At 57.6% G+C, this 17,139-nt stretch carries 15 protein-coding genes; 2 read left to right on the forward strand and 13 right to left on the reverse strand.

Annotation, left to right across the window (positions count from 1 at the left end):
- Nucleotides 1-130: 130 nt before the first annotated feature.
- On the forward strand, nt 131-1,396 hold the full coding sequence (locus HMPREF1207_RS28440; RefSeq protein ID WP_016423485.1) for a Na/Pi cotransporter family protein: 1,266 nt from the start codon (nt 131-133) through the stop codon (nt 1,394-1,396).
- Here the strand turns inward: HMPREF1207_RS28440 and deoC are convergent.
- Together deoC and HMPREF1207_RS05205 are read right to left on the reverse strand one after the other, a co-directional pair.
- Nucleotides 1,362-2,039, reverse strand: coding sequence for a deoxyribose-phosphate aldolase (gene deoC / locus HMPREF1207_RS05200; protein ID WP_009675398.1), 678 nt, complete (start codon nt 2,037-2,039; stop codon nt 1,362-1,364). The genes HMPREF1207_RS28440 and deoC overlap by 35 nt on opposite strands.
- Nucleotides 2,036-2,479 carry an NUDIX hydrolase gene (locus tag HMPREF1207_RS05205; RefSeq protein WP_009675374.1) on the reverse strand — a complete coding sequence of 148 codons (444 nt, stop codon included), beginning with the start codon at nt 2,477-2,479 and terminating at the stop codon, nt 2,036-2,038. The genes deoC and HMPREF1207_RS05205 overlap by 4 nt, the downstream gene beginning before the upstream one ends.
- A 277-nt stretch (nt 2,480-2,756) precedes the next feature.
- Here HMPREF1207_RS05205 and HMPREF1207_RS05210 point away from each other — a divergent pair, with 277 nt between their 5' ends.
- Complete coding sequence (locus tag HMPREF1207_RS05210; RefSeq protein ID WP_009675408.1) at nt 2,757-3,734, forward strand: peptidoglycan-binding protein; 978 nt, start codon at nt 2,757-2,759, stop codon at nt 3,732-3,734.
- Nucleotides 3,735-3,884: 150 nt separating this feature from the next.
- Here the strand turns inward: HMPREF1207_RS05210 and HMPREF1207_RS05215 are convergent, their stop codons facing one another.
- The 11 genes from HMPREF1207_RS05215 to HMPREF1207_RS05260 all read right to left on the reverse strand — a co-directional run bounded on the left by HMPREF1207_RS05215 (nt 3,885) and on the right by HMPREF1207_RS05260 (nt 17,105).
- Nucleotides 3,885-5,009, reverse strand: coding sequence for a hypothetical protein (locus HMPREF1207_RS05215; RefSeq protein ID WP_231392010.1), 1,125 nt, complete (start codon nt 5,007-5,009; stop codon nt 3,885-3,887).
- A gap of 274 nt (nt 5,010-5,283) precedes the next feature.
- Nucleotides 5,284-7,734 (reverse strand): PBP1A family penicillin-binding protein, encoded by a 2,451-nt coding sequence (locus HMPREF1207_RS05220; RefSeq protein ID WP_009675397.1) that lies wholly within the window; start codon nt 7,732-7,734, stop codon nt 5,284-5,286.
- 240 nt (nt 7,735-7,974) lie between these two features.
- Nucleotides 7,975-8,967 carry an aliphatic sulfonate ABC transporter substrate-binding protein gene (locus HMPREF1207_RS05225; protein WP_036739812.1) on the reverse strand — a complete coding sequence of 331 codons (993 nt, stop codon included), beginning with the start codon at nt 8,965-8,967 and terminating at the stop codon, nt 7,975-7,977.
- Nucleotides 8,968-9,103: 136 nt separating this feature from the next.
- A complete protein-coding gene (locus tag HMPREF1207_RS05230; protein WP_009675414.1) occupies nt 9,104-10,321 on the reverse strand; it encodes an LLM class flavin-dependent oxidoreductase in 1,218 nt (405 codons plus the stop codon).
- Nucleotides 10,322-10,617: 296 nt separating this feature from the next.
- A complete protein-coding gene (gene mtaB, locus HMPREF1207_RS05235; RefSeq protein ID WP_009675423.1) occupies nt 10,618-11,979 on the reverse strand; it encodes a tRNA (N(6)-L-threonylcarbamoyladenosine(37)-C(2))-methylthiotransferase MtaB in 1,362 nt (453 codons plus the stop codon).
- Between the two features lie 4 nt (nt 11,980-11,983).
- Nucleotides 11,984-12,814 (reverse strand): RsmE family RNA methyltransferase, encoded by an 831-nt coding sequence (locus tag HMPREF1207_RS05240; RefSeq protein WP_009675368.1) that lies wholly within the window; start codon nt 12,812-12,814, stop codon nt 11,984-11,986.
- A gap of 187 nt (nt 12,815-13,001) precedes the next feature.
- Nucleotides 13,002-13,706 (reverse strand): site-2 protease family protein, encoded by a 705-nt coding sequence (locus tag HMPREF1207_RS05245; protein ID WP_009675375.1) that lies wholly within the window; start codon nt 13,704-13,706, stop codon nt 13,002-13,004.
- Nucleotides 13,707-13,715: 9 nt separating this feature from the next.
- A complete protein-coding gene (gene prmA / locus HMPREF1207_RS05250; RefSeq protein ID WP_009675412.1) occupies nt 13,716-14,690 on the reverse strand; it encodes a 50S ribosomal protein L11 methyltransferase in 975 nt (324 codons plus the stop codon).
- A gap of 292 nt (nt 14,691-14,982) precedes the next feature.
- Entirely contained in the window at nt 14,983-15,354 is a 372-nt protein-coding gene (locus HMPREF1207_RS05255; protein WP_009675396.1) for a hypothetical protein, read from the reverse strand.
- A complete protein-coding gene (locus HMPREF1207_RS28600) occupies nt 15,351-15,524 on the reverse strand; it encodes a YfhD family protein (protein WP_009675367.1) in 174 nt (57 codons plus the stop codon). The genes HMPREF1207_RS05255 and HMPREF1207_RS28600 overlap by 4 nt, the downstream gene beginning before the upstream one ends.
- A 237-nt stretch (nt 15,525-15,761) precedes the next feature.
- Nucleotides 15,762-17,105, reverse strand: a complete 1,344-nt coding sequence (locus HMPREF1207_RS05260) for an APC family permease (protein WP_009675432.1) — start codon at nt 17,103-17,105, stop codon at nt 15,762-15,764.
- Nucleotides 17,106-17,139 lie beyond the last annotated feature (34 nt).

A 17,139-nucleotide genomic window follows, 5' to 3' on the forward strand; every position in this document is an offset into this window, starting at 1 on the left:
CCTGCCTGGACGGGAAGCACTTCAATTCGATTGCGGCGCGAAGGGGTGCTTGTCATGCCCTCCGCTGTCCGCTCATATACTTCTAAGACAACCCGTTCTCCACGGAATAACGATCAAAGGAGCAGGACCTATGTGGCTATCACTGGCTCTCCCCCTACTCGCGGGGCTGTCTGTCTTCTTATTCGGGATGAAAATGATGGAGCTGGCCTTAAACCAGTTGGCCGGGCCCCAAATATACCGGTTTCTCGAAACCGCCACCCGGACCCCGGCCCACGGCCTCGTCACCGGAACCGCGCTGACGGCGCTGCTCCAAAGCAGCAGCGCCGTCACGGTGATCTCGATCGGCCTGGTCAACGCCGGCGTCCTGACTTTCCCGAGAACGCTCGGCATCATTCTCGGCACGAACATCGGCACGTGCCTGACGACCGAGCTGATCGGGCTCAACCTCGGCGCAGCCGCGCTGCCGCTGCTGCTGGCGTCCAGCGCCGTGTGGCTCGCCAGCTGGCTGCCGGGCCCGGCCCGGGGTCGGCAGCCAGCTGGCGCGGCGGCCCGCGGCGGAAACAGGCCCGGCGGCTACGCTTTCGGCGGCGCAAAGACGGGCCCGGCCGGTACTCCGGCGCCGGCTACGCGAGGCGGCGGGATCGCGGAGGGACGGCCTGCCGGCTCAGCGCGTACAGGCGATGGCCCCGCAGCCGATTGCCCGGCGCCGGACCGCGCTCGTCCGCCGGTGCGCTCGGCAGCGCCCGCTTCCTCCCCCCCGCATGATGTTGTCCGGCCGGCTTCGCGGCAGGCCGGCGCCCGTGGCCCCGCACAGGAGCCGCCCGCCGGGCGCGGCTGGCTGCACGCCGTCCGCTATGCGGCGCTGGCCGCGGCCGGCTTCGCCCTGGTGCTGATCGGCATCCGGATCATGCAGAGCATCGGTCCGGCACTCCAGCATCAGGGCCTGTTCGCCTGGTTTATCGAGCAGGCCCGGGTCAGCCTGCTGTGGGGCGTCATCGCCGGCGCGGTCGTCGCCGCTCTGATCCACAGCTCCAGCGCGGTCATCGTGATGGCGATGGGCTTTGCGGCAAGCGGGGTCATATCGCCTGAGCTCGGCATCGCCGTCACCTTGGGCTCCAACGTCGGGACGTGCGTAACCGCCTGGCTCGCCAGCATCGGAGGCACGCGGGCAGGCGTGTTCGTAGCCTGGTCGCATATTTTGCTCAACGTAGGAGGCACGGTGCTCTTCTTCCCGCTGATCGGCCTGCTTCATGAGGTCTCGACTTGGATGACCGCCGATCCGTCGGCGCAAATCGCCCGTGCCCAGACTCTTTTTAACGTGGCCAGTTCGCTGATTGCGCTGCCGTTCTGCTATCTCCCCTTCAGTAGGAAGAAGAACCTGCAGCCCCGGACATAAGGGCGACGCCGGAGCTTGTGCCCAGACGCTGCGCTCCGGCTTCTATCATGCTGCGGGCCGTTTCCAGATCGCGGACACCGCCGGAAGCCTTGACACGGACGGCTGCGGATACGGATAGCCGCATAAGACGCACGTGCTCTACAGTCGCTCCTCCGGGCCCGAATCCGGTCGAGGTTTTCACGAAAGCGGCACCGGCTTCTTCGGCAAGACGGCAGGCAAGCACAATCTGTTCGTCGCTCAGAAATCCCGTCTCCAGAATCACCTTCACGATCGCCCGGCCTTTCACGGCATCCACGACTTGCCGGATATCGTCCCGCACCGCTTCGGCGTTTCCTTCCAGCAGGCTGCCCACCGCCAGAACCATATCAATCTCTTCCGCTCCGTACTCCGCCGCTTTTGCCGCTTCGAAAGCTTTGACTTCCGGCAGAGACGCACCGAGAGGAAAACCGACAACCGCGCATACTTTCACCGCGGTGCCCTGAAGCTCCTCTCTGCACAGGGGCACCCATCCGCTGTTCACGCACACGCTGTAGAAGCCAAACTCCTTCGCTTCCCCGCAAAGCTTACGGATATCGCCGCTCCGCGCTTCCGGTTTTAAGAGCGTATGGTCGATATAAGACGCCAGATCGCCGGCCGCCGTCATACGAGCCTCACCTCGTATCCGAGTTTTTGCAAAGCCGCAAGCACAACCCCGTCGTTGTTATCGTATCCCGATTCCGCCTGCCTCTTCCAAGCGGTTTCCGGACTCATCCATTCCACTCCGCTGATTTCTTCGATCTGAGCCTGCAGATCGCCGCCGACCGCTTCCACCAGATAATAGTGAACTTCCTTCTCCACGGTACCGTGCTCCGGATGCTCGTAACGGTACGAGATCACATCCAGCGGTTCCACGATCCGGCCCGTAATGCCGGTTTCCTCCGCGATTTCCCGCAGCGCCGTCTCCTCTATCGTTTCGCCCGGCTCCATCTTTCCTTTGGGCAGCGTCATTTTCCCGAAACGGTCCTGAATCAGCTGCACCTCCGTGCGTTCCTCCTGCTTGCGGAACACAACGCCGCCTCCCGAAATCTCCTTCATCGGAACCATCCTTTCCAGCCTCCGGCCTGTGCCGGGGTCATTCTTTACATTCTAACGAATAAACAGGGAGACAAGCAACGGAAAGAAGCCGACGGAGCTTCTTTTTTTGCGTGAAATTTTCGAAGCTTTCCGGTTAGCGGAAAACTTAGACGCTTTCTTTAGATAAGAAGCTTTTAAAATTATGTTTATAAAATCTTAATCTGGAATATATTGCTTAAAAATATTTTATTTTGTTTAATTATATATGGGTATGTTGCCCAAATTTACATTTTACAGGAGGTAACTTATGTTAGGTAAAAAATCAATGATCGCAGTCACGTGTACGGGCCTCATGTTCTCTTCCCTGATGATAGCCAACTCCGCATCCGCAACCGAGACGTGCGGGGGGTATTTGTCCAATATGACAGATCCCCTCGCGATCAGAATGGAAAACGGAGAGAAAGTGATCTGGGACAATGTAGACCCCGTCCTGATTCAAAAACGGGACAAGTATGTCAGCCTGCTGAAGCAGAAAAACTGGACGATCACCTTCAACTCGGCTTACCGCCCGTACCAGTATCAGCGGCATTTGTATGAAATCGTACAGAATGCTTCCAAATCGTCCTGCGTGGCGGCGGAAAAAGCGGCGCACGGACTCGGCACGGAAGTCGCGAAGCCCAGCAATACCGCTCCGCACACTCGCGGCATCGCATTCGACGCCATAGTAAAGGACTCGGCGGGCAACGCCCTGAACGGCAGAACGTTCGTCAACAGCCAGCTGAAAGACGTGGCGGCGCAGGCCGGCCTCAGCTTCCCGCTTCCGACGACCGACGGCGTTCACCATATTGTTGCCGGCGGTTCCACGACACCGGACGACGGCGTGCTAAGGCTCGGAGACCAAGGTCCGGAAGTAACGGAACTGCAGCAGCAGCTTAACAAAGTCGGCTACACGGTCTCCACAGACGGCATCTTCGGCAGCGGCACGGATACCGCGGTGAAACAGTTCCAGTCCGCGCACGGCCTGGTTTCCGACGGAATCGTAGGCGTGGCGACCAACGCCAAGCTGGACACGCTTTCCACCACGACGACCGTCCTCCGCTCGGGCAGCTCCGGCGACGAAGTGAAAGTTCTCCAGCGTCTGCTGACCAAAAAAGGCTACACGGTCACGGCCGACGGAATTTTCGGCAGCGGAACGGATACGGCCGTGAAGAAATTCCAGACGGCTAACTCGCTTACTTCGGACGGAATCGTCGGTTCCGCTACCTGGTCTAAATTAAGACAGTAATTTTCGGACTCATACGATTATTATTTATTTATAAAAAAAGCCCGCTCCCTATAAAGGTGAGCGGGCTTTTCCGGGTTTGCTGTTCCGGTTTGCTTTTTCAAATAGATTCTTTAAATCCCGCTGGGTCCTGCCGCTCCTTGTCATCCTGTCTCAGTCGATTTTTTCCTGTGAGGCTGCGGAGAAAAAGGAATAGCCTCCGCGCCAGCCAACCTTCTCGCCCTTCCTTAATGCCGCAGGCTTATTATACACTTGCAGGAAGTATGACTTGCCGTACTCTTGCGTAAATACGACCGGCTGGTCTTCTGCGAGGTAGTGTAATTTGCCCAATCCGTAGTGCCGGTCAAGCGAGACCAGCAGCTGGTGCCGGAACCCGTTCTGCGAAGCCGAACCAAGCAGATACTTGTCTACATCCGGATGCAGAGATTTCATGCCGGAGTCGCTGTACTTGCCGGCTTCGCTTCTCGCCACTTCCGTTTTTCCGGCGTAATAACGCACTTCCCGGTTCCATGCGCCATTGACGGATTGCAGGCCGTAATAGCGGTACAAGGTGATATTTTCTAAAGGCTCGATGTCCGTGCGGACCCGTACCTTTCCTCCTTCGATTTCATACGAAACCGTTTCCTGCAAAATCTCGCGTCCGCTGCCGTCCGCTTCCTTCGTATTATAGCCCTGGATCCGGTTGACCACTTCTATCTTCACCTTGCCGGAAGCGATCTTCCCGTCTTGAAGCTCCTTTCCGTCCACGGTCACTTTATAGTGTACGGTTCTGGCCGTCGCCGAACTGTTCTCGCCGCCGTCGTAGTTATGGTTGCCTCCGGTGAAATCCTGGCCGTTTCCGTTGCCGTTCCGATCGGCTCCCGCGATATAAGGGCCGATCCAATCCGAGATGTCGGGCCACAAAACAACGGAAGGACGGGACAAGTCGGGGCTGGTATGTTTGTCCGTATTCGAGCTTAGCCGCCATTCCTTCATTCCGTACAACTTGTTGGCGCCGGCATGATCGAACACGATCCACATGTCGCTGCCGCTGTTGTATTTATGCGCAATCTGGACGCTGCTCCCTTCCTTCACGATATACTGAGTGCCGCCCCGCTGCGGTTCCCCGAAAAGAGAAAGATTGAATTCATTATTGGCCGGGGCTTCGGCACTTGCAGGATCCCCCGATTTTTCATCGCTGCCGGATACAAAAGCCGCAAAGGATACAGACGAGTAAACGGACGTTATAAATACCCAAACAAACATAAACAAAACGGTGTGTACGAAAATCTTTTTCATCACAATCACCCTTTCCATGCAGTTTCCCTTACGTCAACTAAACGCTGTCCGCTTTCACCCCTCTGCCCGGTATTTCAAGAGATCCAAATATGGTAAATAAATCCTACTTAATCATAACAAAATAGCGGTTTTTTTCAATAATTCTTTTCTACACCTATCGGGACTTATTTTTGCGCAAAAAAAACCGCGATCTACGCGGTTTCCTCATCCTGTATGCTGCCCTCGACATCTTTCTATACGCCGGGTATATGATCCTTGCGAAGCACCCGCCGGTTCAGTTGCCGGCCGCAGCACCTTCATCCGACGGTGAAGGCGAAGGAACGGTACTCGGCCGGGAAGCGCTCACCCCGGACCCCGCAGCGCCTCCCTCCTCCTTCTTCGCCGGAGGCTTCGGAGTCGGCTTCGCGGAGGCCGTAGGCGCAGCCTCGCCCTCCGGCGGCTTGACTCCCGGAGAAGGCTGCGGGGTCGCCTCCCCGGAAGGCTTCTCCGTGCCTTCCGGCGGCTCTTTGCCCGCGACGGGAGGTTTCACGCTTCCCGTCCCGTTCTTGGGAGGCGGGCTTCCGGTACCCGCCGGGGTCTCTTTTCCTCCGGGAGCGGTGCCCGCCCCATCTGCCGGCGCTTGCGATGGCAACGGCGACGGAGTCGCGGGTGCTTCCCCGTCCGTAGAATCCTCCGTCCGCGTGCGGCTTCCGCTTTTGCGCTCTCTGGAATCGACGGCGGCGTAGGCTTTGCCGTTCTCCCCGTTGATCCGCTGGATTTTTCCTCCGGCAAGGCGGTAGCCTTGTGGAGCTTTAAATGCGGTGAGCGGCTGTCCCTTGAGCGCCTGACTCATGATTTTCTGGAAAATGGCGGCCGGAAGCTTATCGCCGCCTGTCGTCAGGTAATGCTCCCGGTTCGTCACCGGGTAACCGACCCACACCGCCGTCACCAGTTCCGGCGTATAGCCGACAAACCACGCATCCTTGGAGCCGTCGATAACGCCCCCGGATGAAGTGCGGAATTCGGCCACATCGGGAAGCTGCGTCGTTCCCGTCTTGCCCGCGACATCGCGGTTAAGCCTTGCGTTGCGGCCCGAGCCTTCCGTAATGACCTTCTGGAGCATCTCCGACATCGTGTAGGCCGTATCGGCATCGATCACCCGCGCCGTTTTCGTTTTCTGCTCCAAGATGACATTGCCGCTTCGGTCTTTCACCTGTGTGACCGCATAAGCGTGAGCCAGGTTGCCGCCATTCGCATACATCGTGTAAGCCTGCGCCATCACTAGCGGAGAAGTGCCGTATTTCATGCCGCCCAGGGCAAGGCCGTAAACCTGGTCGTCGTCTTCCAGCGGAAGACCGGCTTTGCGCCCGAAAGCCAGCGCCTTCTCGACGCCCACTTCCTTCATCAGCGCCACGGCGGGCACATTATAGGACTGAGCCAGCGCTTCCTCCATCGTCACCCAGCCGTGGAACCGGTGGCCGTAATTGTTCGGCTTGTAGCCTCCGGCGAATTCCGTTTCCGCATCGTTGATCAGATCCTGGGGCTTGAAGCCGGCCAGCAGCGCCGGCGTATACACGACCACGGGCTTGATCGTCGAGCCCGGCTGGCGCTGAAGCTGTGTCGCGTAATTAAACGCCCGGAATTCCTTCGTTTCGCTGCGGGAGCCGACCAGCCCTTTTACCGCGCCGGTCTTCGCATCCAGGACGACGACGGAGCTCTGCAGCCCGCCTTTGTCCCCGGGGAAATTTTTCTTGTCCCGGTAGACGGCTTCCGCCGCATCCTGGACTTTCGGGTCCAGATTCGTGTAAATTTCCAGCCCCGCCGACAAAATTTCCTGCTCGGACATTTTCGTTTTATCCAGCGTTTCCTGAATGACATAATCCACGTAAGTGGGGTACTTGTTGCTTGCCGAAAGAGACGTATTCTCCGTCAGTTTAATGGGCTCGTTCTGGGCACGGTCGCGTTCCTCGGCCGTAATCTTCCCCTGCGACGCCATCATGCCGAGCACGAGATCCCGGCGCTCTTTGGCTTTATCGGGATTGTTAAGCGGCGAATACGCATTCGGCGACTTCGGCAGTCCCGCAAGCAGCGCCGCTTCCGCCAGCGTAAGCTCGGACGTGTTTTTCCCGAAATAGATCTGCGAAGCCCGCTCGATCCCCCAGGCCCCCCGGCCGTAATAAATATAATTGAGGTAAAGCTCCAGAATCTGCTCTTTGCCGTAATTGTTTTCGATCTTGAGCGCCGCGACCGCTTCATTGATTTTGCGTTCAAGCGTCTGCTCCGAGCTGAAAAGCTTCACTTTGGCAAGCTGCTGGGTAATCGTACTCCCGCCCTGCACAACCTCCCCGTTTTTCACATTTGTAAACAACGCGCGGCTCAGACCCTTGTAATCAATCCCGTCATGCTCGTAAAACCGGGAATCTTCCACCGCAACAATCGCATTCGTCAGCTCTTTCGGAAACGCCGAATACGGAACATATTCCATTCTGGAATTGGTCAGCTCCGTGATCAGCTCCTTATTCGCATCGTAAATCCGCAGCGGCATCGGCGGCTCCTGCGCCAGCTTCGAAAGATCCGTCTGCCGGTACATCTCGATTCCCGTCTTCGCTGCCCACGCTCCTGCACCAAGTACAACGACTAACGCTCCCAGAACGACAAAACCGGCGATTTTACGCGCTTTTCTCTTCTTTTTCGGTGTCGTTCGATTCTTTTTACCGGGCTTATCCGTCTGCTCGGTGTCGGTCATGCGTCCCCCTCCATCCAGCTGTGTATGTAACATGCCTGCTACCTATTACCACCGGAAAAAGAGGTTTTAAACACACAGGGTATTTTTTTGCCCATGAAAAAACGGACCTCCGCCCCTGCAGGCGGCCGATCCGCAGCTTCTTTTCTCTCTGTTTTTCCTATCCGACAAAAAAATGTGCAGCCGCTCTCCGGAAACTTGCGCAGCCAAACCGCTTTGGCCCGCCTTAGCTCCGTCTGCCGCTTATTTGCCTGCCGCAACCTGCTTCAGCGCCTGCTCGATGAAAGAATTATCCACCACCCGGGTCACGTCGATCTTCTGCTTGATCGCGTCCTGCGAGAACATAAAATCCGCCGTCGACTGCTGCGCCTCCACAAATTCCGGCGTAATGACCGCGTTCAGCGCTTCGAGATTGCTCAGCACTTTCCGCACGATCCCGGGGTCCAGCTTTTTGGACTTGGCCAAAATTCCGACCGCTTCCTCCTGATGTTCCGTCAGCCAAAACCTGGCTTTCTCGTAGGTTTTCAGGAAAAGCACCGTCAAATCCGGGTGTTCCCGTGTAAACCCGCTGCGCGCGACGATAAAGCCCGGCCCGAGCAGATCGAGCTGCTTTCCGTCCGCCAGCACCGATGCGCCTCCCGTCACGACTTCGCTCGTTATAAACGGCTCCCAGATCGCCCAGGCATCCACCGCCCCGCTCTGGAATGCGGGCCTCGCCTCGTCCGGCTGAAGCTGGACGATTTTAATGTCGTCGGGCTTTAAACCGGCTTGGACGATTGCCCTGTACAGGAAAATCCAGCCGCTGCTGCCTTTGGCCACGGCGATTTTTTTGCCTTTCAGGTCCCGCACCGTTTGGAGCGGACTGCCTTTCGGAACGAGAATCGCGTTTCCTTTCTTGCCGTCGCCGCTTACGGCGATTTCTTTAAATTCCACCTTGCCTGCCTGGGCGGCAATGACAGGCCCGTTTCCGACGATCCCGAAGTCGAGCCGCCCGGCCGTAATGGACTCGAAATGGGGAGGGCCGCTCTGAAACTCCTGCCACTTGACCTCCGCCCCCGCTTCCTCGAATGCTTCCTCGAACCATTTCTTCTCCCGGGCGATCAGCAGCGGCCCCAGGCTCTGCTGGATTCCGATGCTGACCGTCACTTTGTCTTTCCCGCTTTTTCCGGCCGGGGCCGCCCCTTCCGTTACAGCTTGCTCCCCTTTGCCGATGCAGCCCGAAAGCAGCAGAATCATCAGGAGCGCAAAAGGTGCGGCCCACCTGTAACCACGTCTTCTCTCATCCGCCGCCGGAGCCGTTTTGCGTGCAGCTTTCATTCTTTCTCCCCTTTCGTTCCGGTTCGAGTCTCCAGTACGGCCTCCCCAAGCGTACCTACGCCTCAATCTTCTCCTTATGCCCTGAAAAAGTTATCTCCGCCGCCACTTCTCGCTCCGCCAGCTTTCTTTTGAATACCGGCAGCAGCAAATCTCCCGTAATCCGGGCTTCTTCCAGATTCGGATACCCCGAAAGAATAAACGAAGAAATGCCGATATCCGTAAATTCCAGCAGACGGTCCGCCACCTGCTCGGCGCTGCCGACGAACGTCATGGCGCCGCCGCCGCGCACAATGGAAATGCCCGCCCACAAATTCGGGCCGATCAGATATCCGTTCGCCCGGGAACCTTCCCGCAGCGAGTTCTGGCGCTGCTGATTCGTCGCATCCGTTTCCTTAAAGCGGTGGCTGGACCATTCGATCGCGCTGTTGTCCACTTTGGAAATAATCTCCCACGCGTCTTTCCAGGCTTCTTCCTCCGTTTCGCGGATGACCACCTGCGCACGCAGCCCGTAGCGGAGCTCGCGCTCTTTCCCGGTGGACGCCTTCACTTCCGCCCGGATCTCCTCCACTTCCCGGATCTGCTCCCGTATCCAGGCAAGAGGCTCCGCCCACATCAGATAGACGTCCGAGGTTTCGACGGCCGTCCGCTTCCCGGCTTCGGAGCTGCCCCCGAAATAAAGCGGCGGATAAGGCTTTTGCACGGGCAGAGGCAGTGCCGCCCCTCCTTCGAGCCGGTAATACTTGCCGCTGAACTCGACCTTCTCCGAATCGCCGTACTTGTACCCGCCGCCGGCGAGAAATTTCTCCCCGCCGTCGTTTGAGCGCGTCCACACGCTGCGGACGATATGCAGAAATTCCCGGGTGCGTACATACCGCTCGTCATGATCGCCGGCGAGCGGATCTCCCGTAGCCGACAAGTCGGACGGAGATCCGCCCGTTACGACGTTGATCAGCGCCCGGCCGCCGGACAGGACGTCGAGCGTGGCGGCCATTCTGGCGGCAAGAACGGGCGCGATCAGCCCCGGTCTCATCGCCACCAGTGGCTTGAGCGTCTTCGTATGCGAAGCGACGATGGAGCCGACAATCCAGGCATCCAGGCACGATCCGCCTGTGGGAATGAGGGCGAACGTAAAGCCCGCTTCCTCAGCCGCTTGCGCCACTTGAATCATATAGTCGGCGGATGATTCTCTTTCCGGCTCGACTCCGATATATTTGCCGTCTCCCGTGGTCGGAATAAACCAGCCGAATTCCACTTCCGGAACCGCGTTTCCCATGTTCCACGCTCCTTCGATGTTCATATTTCGCCCTGCGAATACTAAACTTTTCACATGAATTTAGTCGGATTAAATCGATGTAAAGTCACCCTTCCTCATTCACGCCCCCTTCCCTGCAAAAGATGCCGCCTCTTCTTCCCGCGGCCCGCCCGTTTCACTCCTTTCGGCTACGCAAAAAAGCCGGAAACAATAAGCTCTCGCTTATGTCTCCGGCTGTCCGGTAGATGGGAATCAATGGAATTGTACCCCATCTTAACACCGTGCCCAGGGTCTGTCAACCCGCTATAAAACGTTTCTCAGACAATCGCTTTGATCCGATTCGCGGGCGCGGACTGCTCCTCCGCGACGCGGATCAGCTTGCCTTTGGATTCGTTCACGCCGGCTTCCTGCACTTCGACCGTACATACCCGGCCGATCATCTCTTCCGGCGCCTCGAATACCATCTGCATATAGTTGTCGCTGTAGCCCATCAGCAGGCCGCTGTCTTCGGCGGCGCCTTTGTAAGCGCGCTCCGGAATGACTTCCAGCTGTTTGCCCACATACTGCTTGGCGTACTCCAACTGCATGTTCTCCGACAAGTCGATCAACTCGTGAACGCGTGCGTTCTTGATCTCTTCGTCGATTTGATCCAGCATGCGCGCGGCGGGCGTTCCCGTCCGTTTGGAATACGGGAATACGTGCATTTCGGCGAACTTCATCTGTTCCATAAAGGCATAGCCTTCGCGGAACATTTCGTCCGTTTCGCCCGGGAAGCCGACGATGATGTCCGTCGTGATGGCCGCGCCCGGGAGCGCTTTATGGATCAGCTCGATTTTACGGCCGTATTCGGCGGTCGTATATTTGCGGCGCATCCGTGCCAGAACCTGGTCGTTGCCGGCCTGAAGCGGAATGTGCAGATGACGGCACATTTTATCGGAGGCGCCCAGCACTTCCAGTACTTCGTCCGTAATCTGGCTCGCTTCGATCGAGGAGATCCGGATCCGGTTCAAACCGTCTACCTTGTCCAGGTCCCACAGCAGGCGGGCCAGACTGTAATTCTCCATATCTTCGCCGTAGCCGCCGGTGTGAATGCCCGTCAGCACGATTTCTTTGTAGCCCGCGTCAACGAGCATGTGCGCCTGCTTGACGACGCTCTCCGGTTCCCGGCTGCGCATAAGGCCGCGCGACCACGGAATGATGCAGAAGGTGCAGAAATTGTTGCAGCCTTCCTGGATTTTCAGAAACGCGCGGGTACGGTCGGCAAAATCCGGTACGTCCAGTTCCTCGAACTGGCGCGTTTTCATGATGTTGCGCACGGCGTTGATCGGCTGGCGCTCCTGCTGGAACTGCTTCACCAGGGAAATGATTTTGTCGCGGTCCTGCGTCCCGATCACGAGATCGACGCCCGGAATCGCCATGATTTCGGCAGGCGAAGTCTGCGCGTAACAGCCCGTAACGGCCACGATGGCCTCCGGATTGCGCCGAACGGCTCGGCGGATCATCTGGCGGCTTTTCTTGTCGCCGGTATTCGTAACGGTACACGTATTGATCACGTAAACGTCCGCCGTCTGTTCAAAATCGACCTGTTCATACCCTTCGCCTTTGAACATCTGCCAGATCGCTTCGGTGTCGTAAAAATTAACTTTGCACCCCAAGGTGTGAAATGCCACAGTTGACATGATGTTATCCTCCCATCTCTCCGGATTCGTATAGGATGCACGCAAGCCCGACCATAGCGGCCGTCTCCGTGCGTAAAATTCTCCGTCCGAGCGACACGGACACGCAGCCCGCGGCCTCGGCCTCGCGGATCTCCTGCTCGGTGAATCCCCCTTCGGGGCCTACAAGCAGCAGCAGCCTCGACGGCTTGCCTTCCGCTGCGCTGTCCGCACCGGCTCCGTCCGCCGCTTTCCGCGGAGCTCCGATTTCGTCCGTTCGGCTGTCCCGGGATCCGAAATAACGGCGGATCGCCGTTCCGATGCCGAATCCGTCTTCTTTCTCGTAACAAATCCAGGCTCCGTCGGCGGCTTCGGAAACCAGCTTCAAAAGAGCTTTCCACGAAAGCACGGACTCGATGACCGGAATCCGGTTCCGGTGCGCCTGCTCCGCCGCTTCCTTGGCTATTTTATTCCAGCGCTCGGAGCGCTTGGCTTCTTTCTTCGCATCGTACTGGACGACGGTCCGTTCGGACACGAACGGCAGAAAACGCGCGGCGCCGATTTCGGTCCCCTTCTGGATGACCGTCTCCATCTTGTCGCCCTTGGGCAGACTTTGCGCGATCCATACCTCGACGGCAGGCTCCGCGCTCATTTCCAGCGTTTCGACGATTTTCGCTTCGACGCGGTTTTTGTCGACCGCCGTAATTTCAACGATCGCTTCACGGCTGACGCCGTCGCTGCAGATGCAGCGGTCGCCCTCTTCGCCACGCATGACGCGCGCGAGATGATGGGCATCGTCGCCTGTAATCGCGACGGAATCCGCGCCGAAATCTCCGGCTGGAATGAAATATCTTTGCATTGCGGCCACTCTTTCTTTGTCGAAAATGCTAAAAATCGCGTACATTTCATCTTACAATGTTCTCGCTTCAAAAGCTACCGCTGGCACAAATTTTCATCGATTCATCGGGCCGTCATAGGCCCGGGCAGCCTTAACGGCCTTAGGTGTATCCGGCGTATTCGGTCCGCCGGGAATGCCCGGAGTCCTTTTATCCGATCAGTCTGAAAAACTGGTCGATGGGCAGCCGTTCGCCGAACAGCGAGCCGATCAGATCGTTAAACGCATAAATGATATCGTACTGCAGCGAAAAAATCGGCCCCAGCGTTACCCGGTACAAAGGCGGGATAAACGCAACCAGCAGCAGGACAAGCATTCCCCACTGCTCATATTGCCTAAGCTTTTCGCGACCGGCGTCCGGGAGCACATCTTCCAGAATCCGGTATCCGTCGAGCGGAGGAACCGGAAGCAGGTTCAAGATGAACAGCAGCACGTTCATTTTCACGAACAGGATCATAAAAATAAGCACGGCCTTCTGCACGCCCGCGGACCAACCGTCGATTCCCGTGTAGTTCAGCAGCACATAAAACACGATAATGCCGAGGAAACCGAGAACCAGATTGCTGAAGGGCCCCGCGAAGCTGACGATGACGCCCATGAGGCGGGGCTTCTTGAAATTGGAGCGCCGGACGGGAACGGGCTTCGCCCAGCCGAACCCGGCGATGATGAACAGCAGCGTCCCCAGCACATCGAGATGGACGCGGGGATTCAACGTCACCCGGCCCTCCTTGTAAGCGGTAGGGTCCCCGAATTTGTAAGCCGAGTAGGCGTGCGCGAACTCATGCACCGTAAAGGCGATGATGAGCACGAGCAGCGTGAACGGCAGCAGCTGTAAAATGGCGCTGAAATCCCCCATGCGGCCCGCCTACCTTTTCCGCGCGATCAGCACGACCCACTCTCCGTCGCGGCGCACGTCCTCGACTTCGAAGCCGGCTGCGAGGAGGCCGTTTTCCACATCTTTCTGCTTGCTTAGAATAACGCCGGACACGACATAATAGCCGCCTGGCGCCAGCACTTTGTACACATCGTCAAGGAAGAGCAGAATAATTTCCGCCAAAATGTTCGCGACGACCACCTGAACGGGGAGTTTCACGCCGAGATCGGCGCCGCCGCCCGCTTCGCTTTCTTTGAAAACGCCCAGGAGATCGCTCAGCTTCACGTGAATCGTATCCTCCAGGCCGTTGAGCTTGGAGTTCTCGCTTGCGCTCGAAACCGCAACCGGGTCAAGGTCGACGGCAAGGACGCGCCGGGCTCCGAGCTTGGCCGCAGCGATCGACAGGATGCCGGAACCCGTGCCCACGTCGATCACATCTTCGCCGCCCTTAATGACCTCTTCCAGGGTCTTGAGGCACAGCGACGTGGTGGCATGGGTTCCCGTTCCGAAAGCCATTCCCGGATCGAGCTCCAGAATCAATTCGCCTTCCGATGCCGTATATTCTTCCCATGTCGGTTTGATCGTTAAACGTTCCGTAATGCGGACAGGTTTAAAGTACTGCTTCCAGGCGTTCGCCCAGTCTTCGTCGTCCACCTCGCGCAGCTCGTAAGACGGATTTCCCGTATCGATGCCGAATTCGGCCAGCCCTTCGACCGACTGCTTGAGCGTGCTCATAATGGAATCCAGCTCGGTTCCTTCCACGAAGTACCCTTTGATAACGGCACGGCCTTCCGGAATATCGTTAAAAGGAAGCTCGTACCACTGTCCGAGCGAAGTATCCCGCTTCTTATTCAAAGTGCCGGATTCTTCGATGGAAACCCCTCCGGCTCCAAATTCGTGGAGAAAATTGGAGATCATTTCGACGGCTTGTTCCGTCGTGTTTACCGTAATTTCATGCCAACGCATCGCGACTTGTTCCCCCTTTCGGATTTTAGCCTTGCTTATCCGCTCACATATCTTGTTATTGTACTATACTTTACAAGCCCGGTAAAACCGTCCGCACCGGCCGCGATACCGGCTCATGCGGAACATGCAAAAAAGCTCTCACTCTCCGCTGTGAAACCCGGAGGTGAGAGCTTTTGCCGCTGCCGGTGCGTGCTTTGCCCACCGGTAAGGCGCCGGCTGATCGGCCGTGCGATTTCACCGGCCGCTGTGCGGGGCGGCGGTCGCGGCGTCCGGCCCGGTTACAGGCCGGACGTCAGATCTCGCCCCCGCATTCGCGGATCACACGCATCGCCTGATGATGCGTGCTCTCGTCCACCACGACCGTCAGCAGAATATCGCGGCCGGTCGGCATCCCCGACCCGCCGTCGCTCATTCCGCTGGCGGTAGGGTCCGCCGCCGCGAGAATTCCCGCGTCGGGCGAATACCACTCGGCACTCTGCGTCAAGTTGCCGAGGCTGGCGAAATCCCCGTTCAGCGGGTTCATCTGCTGCTGAACGTCTTCTCCCTGAAAGCGGTCGAACCGCGCGATCTGCATGTCGATCACCCGCAGCGCTTTCAGCTTGGCGGACGCGCCTTCGGCTTCCTCGGGGGAGCGGAAAGTCGCGAGTATGCTCTTCTCGCTCATGAACCCTGCCGCTCCTGGCGGCTGTCCGCGGCATTCGCGCGCTGCAGGGCTTCCAGATCTTCCGCATCGGCTTCTTCCGAGCTGAACTCCACATCCTCGTTTTTGCCGATCGGAATCAGCTGCGAAATCTGCTCGGAGATTTCTTCGTGTTCGTTCCGGTTTTCGCTCATCGTTGTGCCTCCTTATGCAAGCTAAAAATTAGCATGCTTTACAGAAGCTTTTTTTATGCAGTCGGGAACGTCCTCCGCTATCCCTTATCGTACGTCCCGTCCCTTTCCTGTTCTGATACCGGTCAGACACAGGCCAGCCGACGAATCACTGGGGACACGCAATTAGGGGAGCGGCGAAGGTCACAGACAACTCGCGCGACCAACTTGATCTCTTCGAATTCGTCCGCCGACTACCTATTAACTGCCGGAATCGTCCATTTGGATTTTTTTCACATCTCTCTTCGCGACTGCGACCAGATAGATCAGATAAACGACCCCGACTGCCGTCCAGATCAATCCCAGCGTCATCGAATGGCGGTCCAGATGCGTCCAGATGTACGCCACAAATCCCGCTCCGATCAGAGGGGCGACCAAATACCGCATATAATCGCCGAAGCTTCTCTGCTTCTTTTTGAAAATATAATGGATAATGACCGAAAGGTTCACAAACGTGAACGCAATCAGCGCCCCGAAGTTAATAAACGAGGTAGCCGTCACGAGATCGAGCTTTAACGCGATCAACGATATACAGCCGATAAACAGGACGTTATAGACCGGCGTGCCCGTTTTGGGATGCACATACCCGAAAAATTTCCTCGGCAGATAGCTGTCGCGCCCCATGGCGTACAAAAGCCGGGTAACGCTAGTCAGGGAAACGAGGCCCGAAGCCAGTGTCGACGAAAGCGCCGCGGCCAGGAACACGAGCTGAAACACCTTGCCCCCGATAAACAGGGCGATTTCCGGCGAAGCCCCCTCCGGGTCTTCGAACACGGAAACGTCCGGGAACAGCGACTGGGTGAAGTAGGAAGCCGTCATAAACAGGATTCCGCCGATCATCGCGACGAGAATGATGGCCCGCGGCGTGTTCTTTTCCGGGTCCACCGTTTCTTCGGTCAGCGTCGATACCGCATCGAATCCGAGGAAGGCGAAGCAGAGGATCGAGGCGCCTACGAGCAGGGCCGGTATGGACATATCCGGGGCGTAGAAAGGCTGGGCGGTGAACACTTCTCCGACTCCTTGCCCGTTCATGAGGCCTTTTACGGCAAGTGCGGCGAACAGGACCACGACGACGATCTGGAAAAGCACGAGGAACGTGTTGACCGAAGCCGTTATTTTCACCTTCAGCAGGTTGAGCGCCGTAATAAAGAGGACGAAACCGACAATCCAGATCCAGGCCGGAATTTCCGGGAAAACCGCGGACAAATAAATGCCTGTCAGCAAAGCGTTGATCATGGGCAGGAATAAGTAATCGAGCAGCGCCGCCCAGCCGACCAGGAAGCCCGCATACGGATGAATCGTATTCCGCGCGTATGCGTAAGCGGAGCCCGCCGTCGGGTAAACTCTCACCATTTTGCCGTAGCTGGACGCGGTGAAAAGGATCGCCAGCAAAGTCAGCGCGTAAGCGGCCGGAACGTGCCCTCCCGTTTCCTCCGACACGATCCCGTACGTATCGAACACCGCCATAGGAGCCATATAGCCAAGGCCGATGACCACGATATGCCAAAGCTTCAGCGTCCGCTGCAATTCCATGTTGGGTTTCAAGTAAGATTCTCCTTTTGCGTTGAAAATTGCCGTT

It is taken from the genome of Paenibacillus sp. HGH0039, assembly GCF_000411255.1.
GTDB lineage: Bacteria > Bacillota > Bacilli > Paenibacillales > NBRC-103111 > Paenibacillus_F.